Here is a 16276-nt window from a genome sequence, read left to right on the forward strand (position 1 = left end):
GCCGAGGGCAGCGCGCCCGACACCCAGCCCTCGCAGCGGCCCGAGCCCATTCCCGCGCCGCAGGCCCCCGACGCCCCCGGCACCTCCGAGGCCGCGCGGCTGGCCGTGGGCGGCGATGCTCCAGTGCAGCCGGGGCTTCCGACGCTGCCGCCCGAGGCACCGCTGGCCGAAGCGCAGCCCGCCGTTTCCACCGACCCGGCCCAACCGCCGCAACCGGCAGAGGACAGCGGGCTGGCGGCAGAGCCGGAACCGGCCCCCGACGCTGTTTCGGAAGCACCCGAAATGGACAAATCTCCGCTGCCCGAGGCAGAGCCGGAAAAGCCCCGCGTCACCGTGCTGACCCCGGAGCGCAGCGAAACCTCCGAGCCCGCGCCGCAAGAGGAGCGCCCGGCCATTGGCACGCCCGCCGACACGCTGGTAGGGCGCGAAGGCGCGGTGCCGCAAAGCCGCCTGCCGGTGGTCTCGGACGCCGAAGAAGTACCGGACACCACAGCCCCCGCGCCGCAGGACAGCCCGCTCTATCGTTATGCGGCCGCCACGGATCTTCCCGCCGGCGAGCCCGCGCTGTCGATTGTCTTGATTGATGACGGCAGCGGGCCGCTTGGGCCGGAGGCGGTCGAGGCGTTCCCCTTCCCGGTGAGCTTTGCGATCTCGGCGGACCATCCCGATGCCGCGGCGGCCGCGGCGGCCTATCGCGCGCGCGGGTTCGAGGTGCTGGCTCTGTCCGACCTGCCCGAGAATGCCACGCCCGCCGATACCGAGGTCGCACTCGAAGGCGCGCTTGGCGCGGTCCCCGAGGCCATCGGCGTGCTCGAAGGGCCGGATCTGGGCCTGCATCAAAGCCGCGAAATCGGCACGCAGGCGGCGCAGTTCCTGCGCGATACCGGCCATGGGCTGCTGCTGATGGCCAATGGGCTCAACACCGCCGAGGCGCTGGCGCGCCGCGAGGGCGTTCCGGCGCTGACCGTGTTCCGGGACTTCGACGGCAAGGGGCAGGACCCGCGGGTGATGCGCCGGTTCCTCGATCAGGCCGCCTTCAAGGCGCGTCAGGAAGAGGGCGTGGTGATGCTGGGCCGTCTGCGCGCCGACACGGTCTCGGCGCTGCTCTTGTGGGGGCTGCAGGACCGCGCCAACAGCGTGGCGCTGGTGCCGGTCTCGGCCTTGCTGAAGCGCCAGCAGAACGACGGCTGATCTTTCCGCCTGACGGGCATTGAGCGGCTGGCGGGCTTGGGAGCGCGTCAGCCCTCGGCGCGCGCCCAGCGGCTGAGGTCGCGCTGCAGATCGCCATAGCCGGTCAGCCGCCGCTCGAAGGCGAGGCCAAGGCGGGCGGCGTGTGTCTCGGCGAGCGCCGCAAGCGCCGGGTCGTCGGTCTGCGCAAGATGCACCAGCGTGGTGTACTGGCCGAAATACATCTCGCGCAGATCCGGGTGCCGGTCGAGCCCGAGCGGACGCCAGACAAAAGCGTCGAACTGGCGCACGAGGAAATCGGTGAGGAAGAAACTGCGCATCTCGCCCCGTGCCTCGAACCGCGCGACGCCGTCGAAAAACGCATAGCAATGGGGGCCTTGCAGCATCTCGATGCCAAGCTCGTCGCACAGCGCCTGCAGTCGCCCGCCGGTGCCGCAATCGGCGTAGAGCAGCTTGATCTCGTCATACTGCGCGCGCTGCGCCGCCACGGCAGCGCGCACGGCCTCGGGGATGCGGTCCGGCGTGTTGTGAAGCTCGGCGGGCAGGCAGCGCAGGTCCAGATGGTCCAAGCTGCCAGCGGCCTGCGCCTTGATGTCGAGGATTTCGCGGGCCAGCGCGCCGCAGGCGATCAGCAGGATGCGGGCAGGCGCGGGGGGCGGCCCGTCACGGCGCGGCCTTAACTCTGCGCCAGGTCCAGAAGTGTCAGGTACAGAAAAGTCGGCCTGAGAAGGCTCAGAACCGGAAGTGTCAGGCCCGATGAAGTCAGGCGCGGGTGTCATCTGCTGGCACAGAGGACATGCCCCAGCGGATCAGCAGCGCGACGGCGAGAAGCAGCGGGATCACCTTGCTGGCGCCCCAGGCGACGAAGGCCCACACGGTCAGCCCCGCAGAAGCGAGAACCGCGATAAGAAGGGTCACAAGCGTGGTCACCGGCATGGGCATCTCCTTTCCCTGTCTCTAAAGATAGGGGCCTGTCCCCGTGAAAGCAAAGGCAAAAGCGAAATTCGGCCACATTCCTGCGCCGGACCGGCAGGCAGAGCCGCTGGGGCCGGGGGCGGGCCGCAAAGGCTGGGCTCATTGCGCGGGGGCGCGGTTGTGGCGGCGGGCGACCAGTTCCTTGGCGGTTTCCACGGCGACGGCGGCATCGCGGCAATAGGCGTCGGCCCCGATGGCACGGCCAAATTCCTCGTTCAGCGGCGCGCCGCCGACCAGCACGATGTAATCGTCGCGCAGCCCCTCGGCGACCATCGTGTCGATCACCACCTTCATATAGGGCATCGTGGTGGTGAGCAGCGCGGACATGCCGAGGATGTCGGGCTTTTCCGTGGCCATCGCCTCGAGATAGGCCTCGACGGCGTTGTTGATCCCCAGATCGACCACCTCGAACCCCGCGCCCTCCATCATCATCGCCACAAGGTTCTTGCCGATGTCGTGGATGTCGCCCTTGACCGTGCCGATCACCATCTTGCCGATGGTCGGCGCGCCGGTCTCGGCCAGCAGCGGCTTGAGGATCGACATGCCGCCCTTCATCGCATTGGCGGCCAGCAGCACCTCGGGCACGAAGAGAATGCCATCGCGGAAATCCTCGCCGACGATCTTCATGCCGCCGACCAGCGCCTCGGTCAGCACCCGGTAGGGTGCCCAGCCCCGATCCAGAAGAATGGTCACGCCTTCCTCGATCTCTTCCTTCATCCCGTCGTAGAGATCGTCGAACATCTGCTCGACCAGTTCGGCGTCATCGAGTTCCGAGAGAATGATCTCGTCGTCGGCCATGGTCACCTCCCTTGCAACTGCCTTGCAACTTCTTTCCAGCCTGCGCCCGGGTGCGCGCCCGCTCATGGCCGATTGCGACACCGGCGGGCCCGGAGGCGACCTGCGCGCCGGGGAGATTGCGTATGTTCACTTTATGTTCTACCGTGGCGCCATGAGCGAGATGTCCCGCATCGTCGAAAAAGAGCGCCGCAGGGGGCGCGGTGCGGGCTCGCGCGACAGCGGCCGGTTCGAGCGCTATTCCTATGCCGATGCGCATGATGGCTGGGACATTCCCGAAGATCTTCCGCCGCTGCGCACCGAGGTCTCGGAAGAACGCCCGCGCAGTATGATCAACCGCGTGCGCTCGCCCGACTTGCCGTTCGACCGGTCGATCAATCCCTACCGTGGCTGCGAACATGGTTGCATCTACTGTTTCGCCCGGCCCAGTCACGCCTATCTTGGCCTCTCGCCGGGGCTGGATTTCGAGACGCGGCTGGTGGCGCGGCCCGAGGCGCCGCAGGTGCTGGCGCGCGAGCTGCGGGCAAAGGGTTACGACGTGGCGCCGCTGGCGATTGGCACCAACACCGACCCTTACCAGCCGATCGAGCGCGACCGGGGCATCATGCGCGCCTGCCTTGAGGTGCTGTCGGAGTTCAACCACCCGGTGGCGATCGTCACCAAGGGCACGCTGATTGAGCGCGACATCGACATCCTGTCGGATATGGCCGCGCGCGGGCTGGTGCGGGTCGGCATTTCGGTCACCACGCTGGACGCCGATCTTTCCCGCCGGATGGAGCCGCGGGTGCCTGCGCCAGCGCGGCGGCTGGCGACGATCCAGCGGCTGAGCGCGGCGGGCATCCCGGTGCGGGTTATGGCCTCGCCGATGGTGCCCGCGCTGACCGACCCCGAGCTTGAGAGCATCCTTGCCGCCGGGGCCGAGGCCGGGGCGAGCGCCGCCAGCTGGATCATGCTGCGCCTGCCGCGCGAGGTCGCGCCGCTCTGGCGCGCATGGCTGGAAGAGCATTACCCGGGGCGCGCGGCGCGGGTGATGGCGCGGCTGCGCGAGATGCACGGTGGGCAGGACTATTCGGCGCGCTGGCACAGCCGGATGCGCGGCGAGGGGACCTATGCGCAGCTGATCGCGCAGCGGTTCGACAAGGCGGTGCGGCGGCTCGGGCTGGACGCGGCGCAGCCGGCGCTGCGCTGCGATCTGTTCCGAGCGCCGCCCCGGGCCGGTGATCAGCTGTCCCTGTTCTGAGACCCAGATCTCTTCGAAGGACGTTGCCTAGCGCACCACCCGAACCGGCTCGCAAGCGCAGAAGATCACCGTCTGACCGGCATTCTTGGCCGCCCGAAAGCCGCGCCGGTCAGCCCCGGCGACGCCCGCGCCGCGCGCGCTCGGGGGCAGAGCCGCTCAGCCCGTCGCTCTCGGAACTGAACGGACCCAGCGCCGCGACGATCTGCTCAAGCGTCGGGCGCGGGCCCAGCGGGCGCTCTTCCAGCGCCGCGCGCATGGCGCGCAGGTGCTCCGGCGTCGTGCCGCAGCAGCCGCCAATGATCCGCGCCCCGGCGTCGCGCGCCATCACCGCGTAATCGGCCATCAGATCCGGCGTGCCGTCATAGTGGATATGGCCGTCCTCATAGCGCGGGATCCCGGCGTTGCCCTTGGCGATGATCGGCCGTTCGGTGCCGCTGGCGGCAAAGCCCAGCACCGTGCGCAGAAGGTCCGACGCGCCAGTGCCGCAATTGGCGCCAAAGGCCAGCGGCGGGTTCGGCAGGCTCTCGACCAGCCGCCCGAACTCGGCCGAGGTGACCCCCATCATCGTGCGCCCTGCGGTGTCAAAGCTCATGGTGCCGCACCACGGCATGTCCTGCCGGGCAAAGGCCTCGGCGGCGGCGCGGACCTCTTCGGGCGCCGAGATGGTCTCGAGCCAGAGCACATCGGCGCCGCCTTCCTTCAGCCCGGCGGCGGTCTCTTCGAAAATCTCAACCGCCAGCGCGTGGCTGAGCGTGCCGACCGGCTCCATGATCTCGCCCGTGGGGCCGACCGATCCGGCGACCACCACCGGGCGCCCGGCGGCGTCGGCCACCTCACGCCCCAGTTCGGCGGCGCAGCGCGAGAGAGCGCGGGCACGGCCCCCGGCGTCATGTAGCTTCAGCCGGGCGGCATTGGCCCCAAAAGAGTTGGTCAAAAAGATATCGGATCCCGCGTCGACCGCCCCTTGGTAGAGGGCGCGGATCTTGCCCGGCTGCGTCTCGTTCCACAGTTCGGGCGCATCGCCTGGCGCAAGCCCCATGTTGAACAGCGTGGTGCCCGTGGCGCCATCGGCAAGCAGCCAATCGCGCGTGCCGAGCAGCTTGGAAAGCGCATTCGTCATAGTATGCCTCTTGGAAATTCTCCCCCGCCGTGGGCTTTCCACATCATGGCACATGGCGCAATCCCTCCCGTCGCGGCGGCGCCAATCAGCCGGTTTTCCCTGTGCGAGACGGCAACGCTCAGCCGGTCATGCCGGGCCCGCGCAGCACCATCAGCTCGCCCACATTCTCGCGCGTGACATAGCCCAGAACGCGGCTCTGCGCGTCGATCACCGCCACGGCGGGCGCTTGTGCCAGCGCGTCCAGCACCGATTGCAGCGGCGCGGCGAGGGGCAGTTGCGGCACTTCGGTCATCAGCTCCGAAACCTGCCGCGCCGCGTGATCCTCGGCCATGCCGCGAAACAGCGCATCGCGGGTCAGAAAGCCCGCAAGCTCGCCGCCGGGGGCCAGCACCGGAAACTCGTGCTGCGTGGTGCGGATCAGGGTCTGCCCGGCCATCGCCAGCGTGTCCTCGGGGCGCAGCGCCTCAAAGCTGGTGATCATCGCGTCGCGCGCCAGAAGATCATGCGCCACCGCGCGGCTCGCGACGTCCTGACTTTCCGCCTGTCCGGCGAAGAACACGAAGATGGCGATCAGGATCAGGATGAAATTGCCCGAGCTGAGCCCCCAGAAGGCAAGGCCAAAGGCGAGGATCTGCCCGGTGGTGGCCGCCGCCTGCGTGGCCTTCACCCGTCCGATGCGCAGCGCCAGCACGGCGCGCAGCACGCGGCCTCCGTCCATCGGAAAGGCGGGGATCATGTTGAACAGCGCCAGCGCGAGGTTGATCGACGCAAGCTGCCCGAGGAAGGCGCCGGTGCCGGTGCCAAGCCCTTCGAGCCCGCCGAAGCCCGAAGAGGCGCCAAGCAGCACCAGCACCAGCCAGATCACCACGTTTACCATGGGCCCGGCCAGCGCGACGAGGATCTCTTGCACCGGGTTTTCGGGCATCCGCTCGAGCCGCGCCAGCCCACCGATCGGCAGCAGCGTGATATCGGGCGTCTTGATGCCGAAGCGCCGGGCGGTCAGCGCGTGGCCGAACTCATGCGCCACGACGCAGGCGAAGAGGGCGAGGATGAAGAGGATGTTCTGCACCGCCGCCGCCGCGCCGCCCACCGACCACGCCGCCGCGCCGATCCAGAGCAGCAGCAGAACGAAGGTCGCATGCACCCGCAGCTCCGAGCCGAACAGGCGACCGATGGGAAATGACCAGGACATGGGCAGAGCCTCTCTCGCTGGGCGGGCGGCACCCGTGGCCGCTGCCTTCCCCAGAAGAGTTAATCATTTCCGCCTGTTTCGGAAGAGGGCGCAGCCACGCGCGGTTTTTTGCCGCGATGCTGCAACCGGGTTTGGCGCTACGCGTTGGCTCTCTGAGGCAGGCGCGCATCGCGCCGCACAGAGGAGATTTTCATGAAACGATTTGCCCTAGCCACCGCGCTTGTCACTCTCGCTGCCGCGCCGGTTGCCGCCGCCACCGCCACCGCGCAGCTGTCGGGCACCGATGGCAGCGCCATTGGCACCGTGACGGTCACCGACACCCCCTCGGGCATGGCGCATGCCAGCGTCGAGCTGCAGGGCCTTCCGGAAGGCGTGCATGGCATCCACATCCACGAGACCGGCGATTGCTCGGCCAGCGATTTCACCTCGGCGGGCGGCCACCTCGCGGGAGATGCCGAGCATGGCGTGATGGTCGAAGGCGGGCCGCATCCGGGTGATCTGCCGAACGCGCATGTGCCCGCCGATGGCGCGGTGACGGTCGAGGCCTTCCTGCCCGATTTCGATGTGGAAAGCCTGATGATGGACGACGATGGCTCGGCCTTCATCGTGCACGCGGGGCCGGATGACTACGAAAGCCAGCCCTCGGGCGATGCGGGCAGCCGTCTGGCCTGCGGTGTGTTTGAAGCGGACTGACCCACGGTTGATCTGACGCGGTGTGCGGATCAGCGCGCGCCGTGTCAGTGGCTCATAGCCCATGCGATGGCGTCCTCGAGCCGGTCATCGCCCCAGAAAAGCTCGTGTCCCACCAGAAAGCTCGGTGAGCCAAACACCCCCAGCGTCATGGCATCGGCGGTGGCGCTGGCGAGCGCCTGAACGATTTCTTCTGACCCGGCGCGCTCCATCACCCGCTCGGGGTCCTGACCGATCTCGCGCAGGCTTTCAGGCAGGTTCGGAGCCTCGCCCGCAGGCTCGCCTTGTTCGAACCAGCGCCGATAGGTGGCGCTCGTGTAGTCGATGCCCCAGCCCTCGTGCATGCCGAGCTCGGCCACCTCATTGGCCAGCACCAGCCCCGCCAGTGGATAGGGCGCCGGAAGCTTCGGCGAAAGCCCGTACCCCTCGGCCCGCCGCGCGATGTCGCGCCACATGTAGGCGGTCTTTTCCGGCTTGCCTTTAAAGGGGATGTTGTTCTGCGCGACCATCACGTGGCGGACGTTGAACGGATGCCAGCGGACCTCAACCCCTTCGGCTTCCGCCAGCTGAGGCAGGCGCATGACGGTCAGGTAGCTGTAGGTGCTGCCGATGGAGTACCAGAAGTCGATCGGTGTCATGCGAAATCCCCCTTGCTCAGGAGATTAACAGAAAGCCGCGCGGAAATCTCGGCGCGGCTTCAAGTGCTCAGTCTGGCTGTCCGCGCCGCCTCGCAGCTGACGCGGACAGGGCCGGAGCCGTGTCAGCCATTGCCCGAGCCGGTGAAGCGGGCCGCGTCGGCGGCCGCGCGGCGGATGGCGTTCGACTTGTGGACGGTCTCCATATACTCGGCCTCGGGGTCGCTGTCGTAGACCACGCCGCCGCCCGCCTGAATGTAGAGCTTTTCATCCTTCACGATGGCGGTGCGCAGGGCGATGCACATGTCCATGTCGCCGCCCGCGCTGAAGTAGCCCACACCGCCCGCATAGACGCCGCGCTTTTCGGGCTCCAGCTCATCGATGATCTCCATCGCGCGCACCTTGGGCGCACCCGAGACGGTGCCTGCGGGCATCCCGGCAAAGAAGGCCGACAGCGCGTCCTGATCCTCGGCCAGCTCGCCCACGACGTTCGACACGATGTGCATCACGTGGCTGTAGCGCTCGATGGTGAACTGCTCGGTCGGGCGCACGGTGCCGATCTTCGAGACCTTGCCGGTGTCGTTACGCCCCAGATCGAGCAGCATGAGGTGCTCGGCCAGTTCCTTCTTGTCCGCCAGAAGATCGGCCTCGAGCGCGCGATCTTCCTCGGGGGTGGCACCGCGCGGGCGGGTGCCAGCGATCGGGCGGATGGTGACCTCGCGGCCAAAGACCCGCACGAGGATCTCGGGGCTTGCGCCGACCACCTGAAAGCCGCCGAAGTTGAAATAGAACATGAAGGGCGACGGGTTGGTACGCCGCAGGCTGCGATAAAGCGAGAAGGGCGGCAGCGGGAAATCCTGCGTCCAGCGCTGCGCCGGAACCACCTGAAAGATGTCGCCCGCGCGGATGTAATCCTTGGCCTTCTCGACCGCGGCCTTATAGCTCTCGCGGGTGAAGTTCGAGACCGGCTCACCGACCTCGCGCGCCTCGCCCAACTCGCGGCCCGCCTGCGGCAGCGCGCGTTCCAGATCGCGCACCGCGTCCATCACCCGTTCGGCGGCCTGCGCATAGGCGGCGCGCGCCGACTGGCCCGACTGCACCCAAGCGGGGGCCACGACCGTAACCTCGCCCTTCACCCCGTCGAGCACCGCCACCACCGAGGGGCGCAGCATCACCGCGTCGGGCAGGCCAAGCGGATCGGGGTTCACGTTGGGCAGGCGCTCGACCAGACGGATCATGTCATAGCCGAGGTAGCCGAAAAGACCCGCCGCGGCCTGCGGCAGATCCTCGGGCAGGTCGATCTTGCTCTCGGCGATCAGCGCGCGCAGCGAGGCGAGCGGATCGAGGGTTTCTTCCTCGAAGGCCTCGGGATCAAAGCGCGCCTGACGGTTCAGCCGCGCCTGCTGGCCGTGGCATTTCCACACGAGGTCGGGCTTCATGCCGATGATCGAGTAGCGCCCGCGCACCTCGCCGCCGGTGACCGACTCCAGCATGAAGGCGTCCTTGGCCGCCCCCGTCAGCTTGAGCATCAGCGACACCGGCGTGTCGAGGTCGGCGGCGAGCCGCGTGTAGACGACTTGGTTTTCGCCCGCTTCATAGGCGCGGGCGAACTCTTCGTAGGAAGGCGTGAGAGTGACCATTGGCTTACCGGAAGTTGGTGTGAACGGCATTCACCGCCTGCTGGTCGATCGAGACCCCGGCACGCTCCTGAATGTCGGTGACATAGGCGCGGAAGAGGTCCTGCGCCACGCTGTTTGCGGCCCGGTCACGCAGCAGCCCTTCAAGCTGCTTGGAGGCATCCGTGTCGCGATCGACCGGCGCGATCCCGTCGAGCTGCATGACCAGCGCGGCACCGTCGCCGGGCAGGGCGCGGGTCTCGCCTTCGGTCATCTCGAAGGCGGCGGGCAACAGCGCGGCGGGCATCTCGGGGATCTGCGCGTCGCGGGTCAGCCGCTCTTCGCGGGTCGGCTCGAGGCCCAGATCCTCGAAGCTGGCACCGTCCTTGATCTGCTGCGCGAGGTCTTCGGCCTGCGCGACCAGCATCTCGGTGGTCTTGTCCTTGTCCCAGCCTTCGGCAACCTCGGCGCGCACTTCCTCGAAGGGACGCGGCGCGGGCGGGCGGATCTCGTCAAGGCGCATGGCATAGACGCCACCATCGCCCAGTTCGGCAATCGCCGGGTAGTCGTCTTCGGTGACCTGCTGCGCGGCCTCGCGGAACACGTCATAGCCCGCGATGCCCTGATCGCTCTGCTGGTTCCACTCGATCTGGCCAAGCTCCATATCGGTGTCACCGGCAAGCTCTTCGAGCGTCGCGCCGCCCGCAAGCTCGTCGTCGAGGCTTTGCGCCATTCCCTCGATCACGCGGCGGGCGCGGTCCAGCGCCAGCTCGTCGCGCAGCTGCGGCACGGCTTCCTCAAAGGGCGTTTCCTGCGCCTGCAGGATACCGTTCACCCGGTAGAGCGCCGGGCCGAGGTTCGACGGCAGCGGGCCGACGACATCGCCGCTTCCGGCGGCGAAGACTTCGGCACCGGCCTCGCCAAGCGCGTCTTCGGTCAGATCGCCCATATCGGTGTCGCTCAGCTCCAGCCCGCGCTCTTCGACCAGACCTTCGAAGTCGATCTCGCCCGACGTGATGCGCGCCATCGCCGCCTGCGCTTCGGCGTCATCCCCAAAGACCAGACGTTCGATCAGGCGACGCTCGGGCAGGTTGAACTCTTCGCTGCGCTCGTCATAGGCGGCCTGCAGCGCTGCATCATCCAGCTCGACGCTGTCGACGATCATGTCGGGCGTGATCCAAGCGTAGGTGATGACCTTGGTCTCGGGCATGGTGAACTGATCGATGTGATCGTCGTACCATGCCTGCAGCTCGTCATCGGAGGGCACCGGCAGGCCGGTCTCCAGCGCGTCGCGGCCGATGCGCGCCCAAGTGAACGAGCGCGTCTCGCCCGCCCAGCCAAGCAGCGTGTCGACATAGGTGTCGGGCAGCGCGGTGCCCGAGTAGATCGCGGCGTTGATCAGGTTGCGGGCGCTCTCGTGGCGCAGATCGGTTTCGAACTCGGCCTCGGTCAGACCGGCGTTCTTCAGCGCGTAGGCATAGCTTTCGCGGCTGAACTTGCCGTCCGGTCCTTGGAAGGCCGGCATCTCGCTCAGCGCCTCGGCCACCTGATCGTCGCCGACCGAAAGCCCGATGCGCTGTGCCTCGTCGTCCAGCGCGGCGCCGGTCACCACCTGCGCCAGCACCTGCCGGTCGAGGCCGAACTGCTGCGCCTGATCCAGCGTCATCGGCTGGCCGGTCTGCGCCTCAAACGCGCGCATCTCGTTCTGCAGCGCGCGGGTGTAATCGGTGGTCGAGATATCGGTGTCGCCCACCGAACCGATGCCGCTTACGCCGCCGCTGAAGTTGACCGTGCCGAAGGCGCCGAAGCCCATCACCACGAGGATCAGGAGACCCCATACAAGGGTCTTGCTGATACTGCTCTTGCCGCGTGCCATCGCTGCCTCTCGCTCGTCCTGTTTCTGGCGTCGGGGTTTACTGGGCCAAGCCCTTGCTCGCAAGGGGCCTCTCGGCCTTGTTGGCCTGCGGCCAGTCGAGCGCGGCAAGCCGGTCGAAGAGCGTGCCGATCTCGGCCCGGTTCACATTGGCGAAGGCAAAGCGGAACTGCCGCGCGCCGCGCGGGTCAGAGGCGGGCATGAACATCGTGCCGGGCAGGGTCAGCACGCTTGCCTCGCGCACCAGCTTCGGCGCCAGATCGGCAGAGCTGCCCTCGAAAGGATGCTCGAAATAGGCGAAATAGGCCCCAAGCCCGAGCAGCTTCCAGCCCTTGGCTTCCAGCTTGGGCATATTGTCGGCGATGGCGGCGCGGCGGTCGAGGATTTCATCGCGCTCTCTGGCCACCCATTGGCCAAGGTTCCGCAGTCCCCAGAGCGCCGCGCGCTGCCCGAGCTGCGGCGTGCAAATGGTTACAGTGTCGAGAAATTTCTCGATCTCTGGCAGCAGATCTTCAGAAGCGATCACCGCGCCGACGCGGTGCCCGGTCAGACGGTAAGCCTTGGAGAAACTGTAGAGCTGGATCAGATGCGCGCGGTCCTCGGGGTCGGTCAGCAGATCATGCGGCGCGCCGCTGCGGCTGTCGAAATCCTTGTAGGTCTCGTCGACGATCAGCTTGAGGTCATGCGCCTTGGCCAGCTTCATGAAGGCGCGCAGGGTCTCTGCGGGATATTCCGCGCCACCGGGGTTATTAGGTGAAACCAACACGATAGCGCGCGTTCTTTCGGTGATGAGCGAGGAGGCGGTTTCGGTCTGCGGAATGAGGTGTTCGTCGGTCGGCAGGGGCACCGTGGTGACACCGTCCATATCCAGCCACATTTTATGGTTGAAGTACCAAGGGGTTGGCAGAAGAACCTCGTCCCCTTCACCGCAGATCGCGCTAATGCTGGCTGCGAAGGCTTGGTTGCAACCCGCGGTGATTGCGACATTTTCTGGGCGAACCTCTGCGCCATAATGCGCAGACCAATGCGCTGCCAGTTCCGCGCGCAAATCCGGTAGTCCCAGAACCGGCCCGTAAAGGTGCGTTGCCGGGTCTTGCAGGGCCTCGGCCATCGCCGCCACCAGCGGTGCGGGCGGCGGGTCGATCGGCGCGGCCTGACTGACGTTGATCAGCGGACGGTCGGGCGGGAAGGTGACCCCATCGAGCCAGCGGCGCGCCTCCATCACCGGCGGGGCGAAGGTGGTCTGGGTGCGGCTGAGCTTGGTCATGTCTGGTCTCTCCCTCAAAACTGCGCGGACGCTATCAGCGCCATGCAGCCGGGGGAAGAGGTCTCAGGCGGCTTCCCCAGCGTCGAAACTGGCGCGGGCGGCGGTGATCTCGCCATGGTGGCTGTCGGCCCAGACCAGCAGCGCGCCAATCGGCGCCAGCGACGAGCGGCCAAGCTCGGTCAGCGCGTATTCGACCGATGGCGGCTTGGTCGGAAAGACCTGCCGCGACACCATGCCATCGCGCTCCAACTGCCGCAGAGTCTGTGTGAGCATACGTTTGGAAATGTCTCCAACCTGCCGTTGCAATTGGGAAAATCGCTTTGGAGCGGGTTCGAGCGCCACGAGGATCAGCAGCGTCCACTTTTGCGCCACCCGGTCGAGCACATCCCGCACCGGGCATTGCGCCTCATCCTCGGGGGCGCCGGTCCATGCGGCCATACTTTCGAGCATGGCGCGCACCGCATCAGGGTTCCCTGCGTGTAACCTTGTCATGCGAATGTGCCTCCTTCCGGGATCAAGCGAGTAGGTCTAAAAAAGAGACCATAACTCGAATCAGAACCCTGCGCCAGATCGCATCGGACCGGGCAGGGCGCACAGAAAGGAAAGACCATGTCGGAGAAGCTTGATTACCTGATCACCGGCGCCACCGGGCAGCTTGGTGCCCTCGTGCTGGAGCACCTGCGCGCAGCGGCCCCGAAGGCACGCATTGGCGCGCTGGTGCGCCGGGCCGAGGCCGCCGCCGCGCTCGAGGCACAGGGCCTTGTGGTGCGGGTCGCCAGTTACGACGATCCGGCGGCGCTGGAGGCGGCGTTTGCGGGCGTCGACAAACTGCTGCTCATCTCCTCCAGCGAGGTCGGCAAGCGGGCGGAGCAGCACGGCAATGTGATCGCCGCGGCAGAAAAGGCCGGGGTTGGCTTCATCGCCTATACCTCGATCCTGAACGCCACGAGCTCGCCGCTGACCGTTCTGCCGGGCGAACATGTGGAGACCGAAGAGGCGCTGGCCGCCTCGGGTCTGCGCTACGCGCTGCTGCGCAATGGCTGGTACAGCGAGAACTACGTGATGGGCGCCGGTGCCGCGCTGGAGCATGGGGCGCTGATCGGTGCGGCGGGCGACGGGCACATCGCCTCGGCGGCACGGGCAGATTTTGCGGCCGCGGCCGTGGCGGTGCTGACCGGCGAGACCCCGGCGCGCGGCACGGTCTATGAGCTGGCAGGCGACGACAGCTACACGTTGACCGAGTTCGCCGCGGCGCTGTCGGAGATCGCGGGCAAAGAGATCCCCTATGTGAACATGAGCGAGGCCGATTATGCCGCGGCGCTTGAAGGCGCGGGACTGCCCGCTCCGGTGGCGCATATGCTGGCCGACAGCGACAATGGCGCGGCTCAGGACGGGCTCTACAGCGACGACATGACACTCTCGCAGCTGATCGGTCGCCCGACCACGCCGTGGCGCGAGACGCTGAAAGCGGGCGTCAAACTGGACGCGTAACCGGCGCTAAAGGCACAAACGAAAAGGGGCGCCGCCGTGATGGCAGCGCCCCTTTGCAATGTGGAAGACCCGAAGATCAGTCCGCGGTGCCGTGGAACGGTTTGACGTATTGTAGCGCCATATCCCACGGGAAGAAGATCCACGTGTCCTGGCTCACCTCGGTGATGTAGCTGTCGACCTGCGGGCGGCCCATCGGCTTGGCGTAGACGGTGGCCACATGCGCCTTGGGCAGATGTTTGCGCACCACTTCCAGCGTGCGGCCGGTGTCGACCAGATCGTCGATGATCAGCACGCCGTCGCCGTCGCCCATCACCTCCATGTCGGGGAACTTGATGACCTTCGGCTCGGACTGATCCTGATGGTTGTAGCTCTTGACCGAGATCGTATCGACCATGCGGATGTTGAGCTCGCGCGCGATTATCATCGCGGGGGCCATGCCGCCGCGGGTGATTGCCACCACGGCGCGCCATTCGCCACCGCTTTCGGGGGCATGGCTTTGCAGCCGCCACGCCAGCGCGCGGCTGTCGCGGTGCAGCTGGTCCCAGCTTACGTGAAAGCCCTTTTCATGGGGCAGGCGGTCGGTCATCTCGGGCATGGGAGCACTCCCTGGCGGATATCTGTCGTCGGTGTGAAGGGCTCAGCCCTTGGAGATGTCGGGCGCGTCGACGGCCTTCATGCCCACGACATGATAGCCCGCGTCCACGTGGTGCGTCTCGCCTGTCACGCCCGCGCCCAGATCAGACAGCAGGTAAAGCGCCGATCCGCCGACGTCGTCAATGGTCACGTTACGGCGCAGGGGCGAGTTATATTCATTCCACTTCATGATGTAGCGGAAATCGCCGATGCCCGAGGCGGCCAGCGTCTTGATCGGACCTGCGGAGATTGCGTTGACCCGGATGCCGTCCTTGCCGAGGTCTTCGGCGAGGTAGCGCACGGAGGCTTCGAGGGCCGCTTTGGCCACGCCCATCACGTTGTAATGGGGCATGATCCGCTCGGCACCGTAATAGGTAAGCGTCAGCGCGGAGCCGCCATCGGTCATCATCTTCTCGGCGCGCTGCATCACCGCGGTGAAGCTGTAGACCGAGATATCCATGGTCAGCTTGAAGTTGTCGCGGCTGGTGTCGACGTAGCGGCCACGCAGTTCGTTCTTGTCGGAAAAGCCGATCGCGTGCACCACGAAGTCGATCTTGTCCCAGCTCTCCTTGAGGCTGTCGAAGAGCGCGTCGATCGACGCCTCGTCGGACACGTCGCAAGGCAGCACGATGTTCGAGCCAAGCTGCTCGGCCAGCGGATCGACCCGCTTTTTCAGTGCGTCCCCTTGGTAGGAGAAGGCAAGCTCTGCCCCCGCCTCGCGCAGTTTCTTCGCGATGCCCCAGGCAATCGACTTGTCATTGGCGAGACCCATGATCAGGCCGCGTTTTCCGGCCATCAGAGTATTTGACATCCCTCACCTCTACCCGGCATTGATTTTGTTTGTGTCCTTTAGGCGATTGGCCGGGGCGCATCAAGGGTTTGAGCGACGCCACGTCAGAAAGCGGGCGGCACAGAGCGGGCAGCACAGGGAGACAGGCAGATGAGCGACCGGACCGGAATCTTTGCAGGGGATGACCCTTTCGAGATCGCACGCAACTGGCTGAAAGAGGCCGAGGGCACCGAGCCCAACGATCCCAACGCCATCGCCCTGTCGACGGTCGATGCGGAGGGTCTGCCCAATGTGCGCATGGTTCTGCTCAAGGAAATCGAGGCGAGTGCCTTTGTTTTCTACACCAACTACGAAAGTGCCAAATCTAAGGAAATTTTAGGCAGCGGTAAGGCAGCTTTTGTGTTACATTGGAAATCGTTGCGGCGTCAGATCCGTGTTCGTGGATTTGTCGACAGGGAGGACGGCCCGCAAGCGGATGCATATTACGCGTCTCGTTCGCTCAAATCGCGTCTCGGGGCCTGGGCTTCCAAACAGTCCCGGCCTCTTGCGTCGCGAGCGGCACTTATGGCGGAAGTTGCCAAGATTACGGCGACGAAGGGGCCGAACCCGCCGCGGCCTGATTATTGGGGGGGATTTCGCATCACTCCCGTTGAAGTTGAATTTTGGGCCGATGGGGCGTTCCGGTTGCATGACAGGTTCGTCTGGAGGCGCACAAGTGTTTCGGATGAGTGGACAGTGACCAGATTAAATCCTTGAATTTCATGTTACGCG

The 16276-nt window shown here is 66.5% G+C and carries 17 protein-coding genes; 5 read left to right on the forward strand and 12 right to left on the reverse strand.

Annotation, left to right across the window (positions count from 1 at the left end; genetic code table 11):
• Positions 1-1191: divergent polysaccharide deacetylase family protein (locus tag G0A00_RS07785; RefSeq protein ID WP_164214198.1), on the forward strand; the 1191-nt coding region annotated here is incomplete at its 5' end.
• Between the two features lie 47 nt (positions 1192-1238).
• Here the strand turns inward: G0A00_RS07785 and G0A00_RS07790 are convergent.
• The 3 genes from G0A00_RS07790 to G0A00_RS07795 all read right to left on the reverse strand — a co-directional run bounded on the left by G0A00_RS07790 (position 1239) and on the right by G0A00_RS07795 (position 2961).
• Complete coding sequence (locus G0A00_RS07790; protein WP_368667677.1) at positions 1239-1826, reverse strand: DUF1638 domain-containing protein; 588 nt, start codon at positions 1824-1826, stop codon at positions 1239-1241.
• 124 nt (positions 1827-1950) lie between these two features.
• The gene (locus tag G0A00_RS26345; RefSeq protein WP_193789500.1) at positions 1951-2124 is read right to left on the reverse strand and encodes a hypothetical protein; all 174 of its coding nucleotides are present in this window, start codon (positions 2122-2124) and stop codon (positions 1951-1953) included.
• A 138-nt stretch (positions 2125-2262) separates the two neighbouring features.
• Complete coding sequence (locus G0A00_RS07795; protein ID WP_066100089.1) at positions 2263-2961, reverse strand: B12-binding domain-containing protein; 699 nt, start codon at positions 2959-2961, stop codon at positions 2263-2265.
• A 151-nt stretch (positions 2962-3112) separates the two neighbouring features.
• Here G0A00_RS07795 and G0A00_RS07800 point away from each other — a divergent pair, with 151 nt between their 5' ends.
• Entirely contained in the window at positions 3113-4198 is a 1086-nt protein-coding gene (locus tag G0A00_RS07800; protein ID WP_164179515.1) for a PA0069 family radical SAM protein, read from the forward strand.
• 109 nt (positions 4199-4307) lie between these two features.
• On the opposite strand, the gene bmt is transcribed toward G0A00_RS07800, so the two are convergent.
• Both bmt and G0A00_RS07810 read right to left on the reverse strand, forming a co-directional pair.
• On the reverse strand, positions 4308-5318 hold the full coding sequence (gene bmt / locus G0A00_RS07805) for a betaine--homocysteine S-methyltransferase (protein WP_164179517.1): 1011 nt from the start codon (positions 5316-5318) through the stop codon (positions 4308-4310).
• Positions 5319-5436: 118 nt separating this feature from the next.
• Entirely contained in the window at positions 5437-6510 is a 1074-nt protein-coding gene (locus tag G0A00_RS07810; protein WP_164179518.1) for a site-2 protease family protein, read from the reverse strand.
• A gap of 192 nt (positions 6511-6702) precedes the next feature.
• Between G0A00_RS07810 and G0A00_RS07815 the strand changes: the two genes are divergently transcribed.
• Positions 6703-7203, forward strand: coding sequence for a superoxide dismutase family protein (locus G0A00_RS07815; RefSeq protein WP_164179519.1), 501 nt, complete (start codon positions 6703-6705; stop codon positions 7201-7203).
• 44 nt (positions 7204-7247) lie between these two features.
• Here the strand turns inward: G0A00_RS07815 and G0A00_RS07820 are convergent, their stop codons facing one another.
• From G0A00_RS07820 to G0A00_RS07840, 5 genes are all read right to left on the reverse strand, one after another.
• Positions 7248-7838 (reverse strand): 2-hydroxychromene-2-carboxylate isomerase, encoded by a 591-nt coding sequence (locus tag G0A00_RS07820; RefSeq protein WP_164179520.1) that lies wholly within the window; start codon positions 7836-7838, stop codon positions 7248-7250.
• 122 nt (positions 7839-7960) lie between these two features.
• Positions 7961-9475: an anthranilate synthase component I gene (gene trpE, locus G0A00_RS07825; RefSeq protein WP_066100068.1), complete on the reverse strand. Its 1515-nt coding sequence runs from the start codon at positions 9473-9475 to the stop codon at positions 7961-7963.
• Positions 9476-9479: 4 nt separating this feature from the next.
• The gene (locus G0A00_RS07830; RefSeq protein WP_164179521.1) at positions 9480-11327 is read right to left on the reverse strand and encodes a peptidyl-prolyl cis-trans isomerase; all 1848 of its coding nucleotides are present in this window, start codon (positions 11325-11327) and stop codon (positions 9480-9482) included.
• A gap of 37 nt (positions 11328-11364) precedes the next feature.
• Complete coding sequence (locus tag G0A00_RS07835) at positions 11365-12591, reverse strand: aminotransferase (RefSeq protein WP_164179522.1); 1227 nt, start codon at positions 12589-12591, stop codon at positions 11365-11367.
• A gap of 63 nt (positions 12592-12654) precedes the next feature.
• Positions 12655-13083: a helix-turn-helix domain-containing protein gene (locus G0A00_RS07840; RefSeq protein WP_164179523.1), complete on the reverse strand. Its 429-nt coding sequence runs from the start codon at positions 13081-13083 to the stop codon at positions 12655-12657.
• Positions 13084-13200: 117 nt separating this feature from the next.
• Here G0A00_RS07840 and G0A00_RS07845 point away from each other — a divergent pair, with 117 nt between their 5' ends.
• On the forward strand, positions 13201-14082 hold the full coding sequence (locus G0A00_RS07845; protein ID WP_164179524.1) for an NmrA family NAD(P)-binding protein: 882 nt from the start codon (positions 13201-13203) through the stop codon (positions 14080-14082).
• A 76-nt stretch (positions 14083-14158) separates the two neighbouring features.
• Here the strand turns inward: G0A00_RS07845 and gpt are convergent, their stop codons facing one another.
• Both gpt and fabI read right to left on the reverse strand, forming a co-directional pair.
• Positions 14159-14668, reverse strand: a complete 510-nt coding sequence (gene gpt, locus G0A00_RS07850; protein WP_164179853.1) for a xanthine phosphoribosyltransferase — start codon at positions 14666-14668, stop codon at positions 14159-14161.
• A 51-nt stretch (positions 14669-14719) separates the two neighbouring features.
• Positions 14720-15526, reverse strand: coding sequence for an enoyl-ACP reductase FabI (fabI, locus tag G0A00_RS07855; protein WP_164179526.1), 807 nt, complete (start codon positions 15524-15526; stop codon positions 14720-14722).
• 129 nt (positions 15527-15655) lie between these two features.
• Here fabI and pdxH point away from each other — a divergent pair, with 129 nt between their 5' ends.
• Entirely contained in the window at positions 15656-16261 is a 606-nt protein-coding gene (gene pdxH, locus G0A00_RS07860; protein ID WP_164179527.1) for a pyridoxamine 5'-phosphate oxidase, read from the forward strand.
• The last annotated feature ends 15 nt before the right edge of the window (positions 16262-16276 follow it).

This window comes from Salipiger sp. PrR002, from assembly GCF_010500775.1.
GTDB lineage: Bacteria > Pseudomonadota > Alphaproteobacteria > Rhodobacterales > Rhodobacteraceae > Salipiger.

What these genes read in the sequence shown, in the direction of transcription:
- G0A00_RS26345 (WP_193789500.1), bottom strand. Translation starts at nt 2,124, where the DNA reads ATGCCGGTGACCACGCTTGTGACCCTTCTTATCGCGGTTCTCGCTTCT.
- trpE (WP_066100068.1), bottom strand. Translation starts at nt 9,475, where the DNA reads ATGGTCACTCTCACGCCTTCCTACGAAGAGTTCGCCCGCGCCTATGAA.
- G0A00_RS07820 (WP_164179520.1), bottom strand. Translation starts at nt 7,838, where the DNA reads ATGACACCGATCGACTTCTGGTACTCCATCGGCAGCACCTACAGCTAC.
- G0A00_RS07795 (WP_066100089.1), bottom strand. Translation starts at nt 2,961, where the DNA reads ATGGCCGACGACGAGATCATTCTCTCGGAACTCGATGACGCCGAACTG.
- G0A00_RS07830 (WP_164179521.1), bottom strand. Translation starts at nt 11,327, where the DNA reads ATGGCACGCGGCAAGAGCAGTATCAGCAAGACCCTTGTATGGGGTCTC.
- G0A00_RS07800 (WP_164179515.1), top strand. Translation starts at nt 3,113, where the DNA reads ATGAGCGAGATGTCCCGCATCGTCGAAAAAGAGCGCCGCAGGGGGCGC.
- G0A00_RS07835 (WP_164179522.1), bottom strand. Translation starts at nt 12,591, where the DNA reads ATGACCAAGCTCAGCCGCACCCAGACCACCTTCGCCCCGCCGGTGATG.
- pdxH (WP_164179527.1), top strand. Translation starts at nt 15,656, where the DNA reads ATGAGCGACCGGACCGGAATCTTTGCAGGGGATGACCCTTTCGAGATC.
- gpt (WP_164179853.1), bottom strand. Translation starts at nt 14,668, where the DNA reads ATGACCGACCGCCTGCCCCATGAAAAGGGCTTTCACGTAAGCTGGGAC.
- G0A00_RS07815 (WP_164179519.1), top strand. Translation starts at nt 6,703, where the DNA reads ATGAAACGATTTGCCCTAGCCACCGCGCTTGTCACTCTCGCTGCCGCG.
- fabI (WP_164179526.1), bottom strand. Translation starts at nt 15,526, where the DNA reads ATGTCAAATACTCTGATGGCCGGAAAACGCGGCCTGATCATGGGTCTC.
- G0A00_RS07840 (WP_164179523.1), bottom strand. Translation starts at nt 13,083, where the DNA reads ATGACAAGGTTACACGCAGGGAACCCTGATGCGGTGCGCGCCATGCTC.
- G0A00_RS07845 (WP_164179524.1), top strand. Translation starts at nt 13,201, where the DNA reads ATGTCGGAGAAGCTTGATTACCTGATCACCGGCGCCACCGGGCAGCTT.
- G0A00_RS07810 (WP_164179518.1), bottom strand. Translation starts at nt 6,510, where the DNA reads ATGTCCTGGTCATTTCCCATCGGTCGCCTGTTCGGCTCGGAGCTGCGG.
- bmt (WP_164179517.1), bottom strand. Translation starts at nt 5,318, where the DNA reads ATGACGAATGCGCTTTCCAAGCTGCTCGGCACGCGCGATTGGCTGCTT.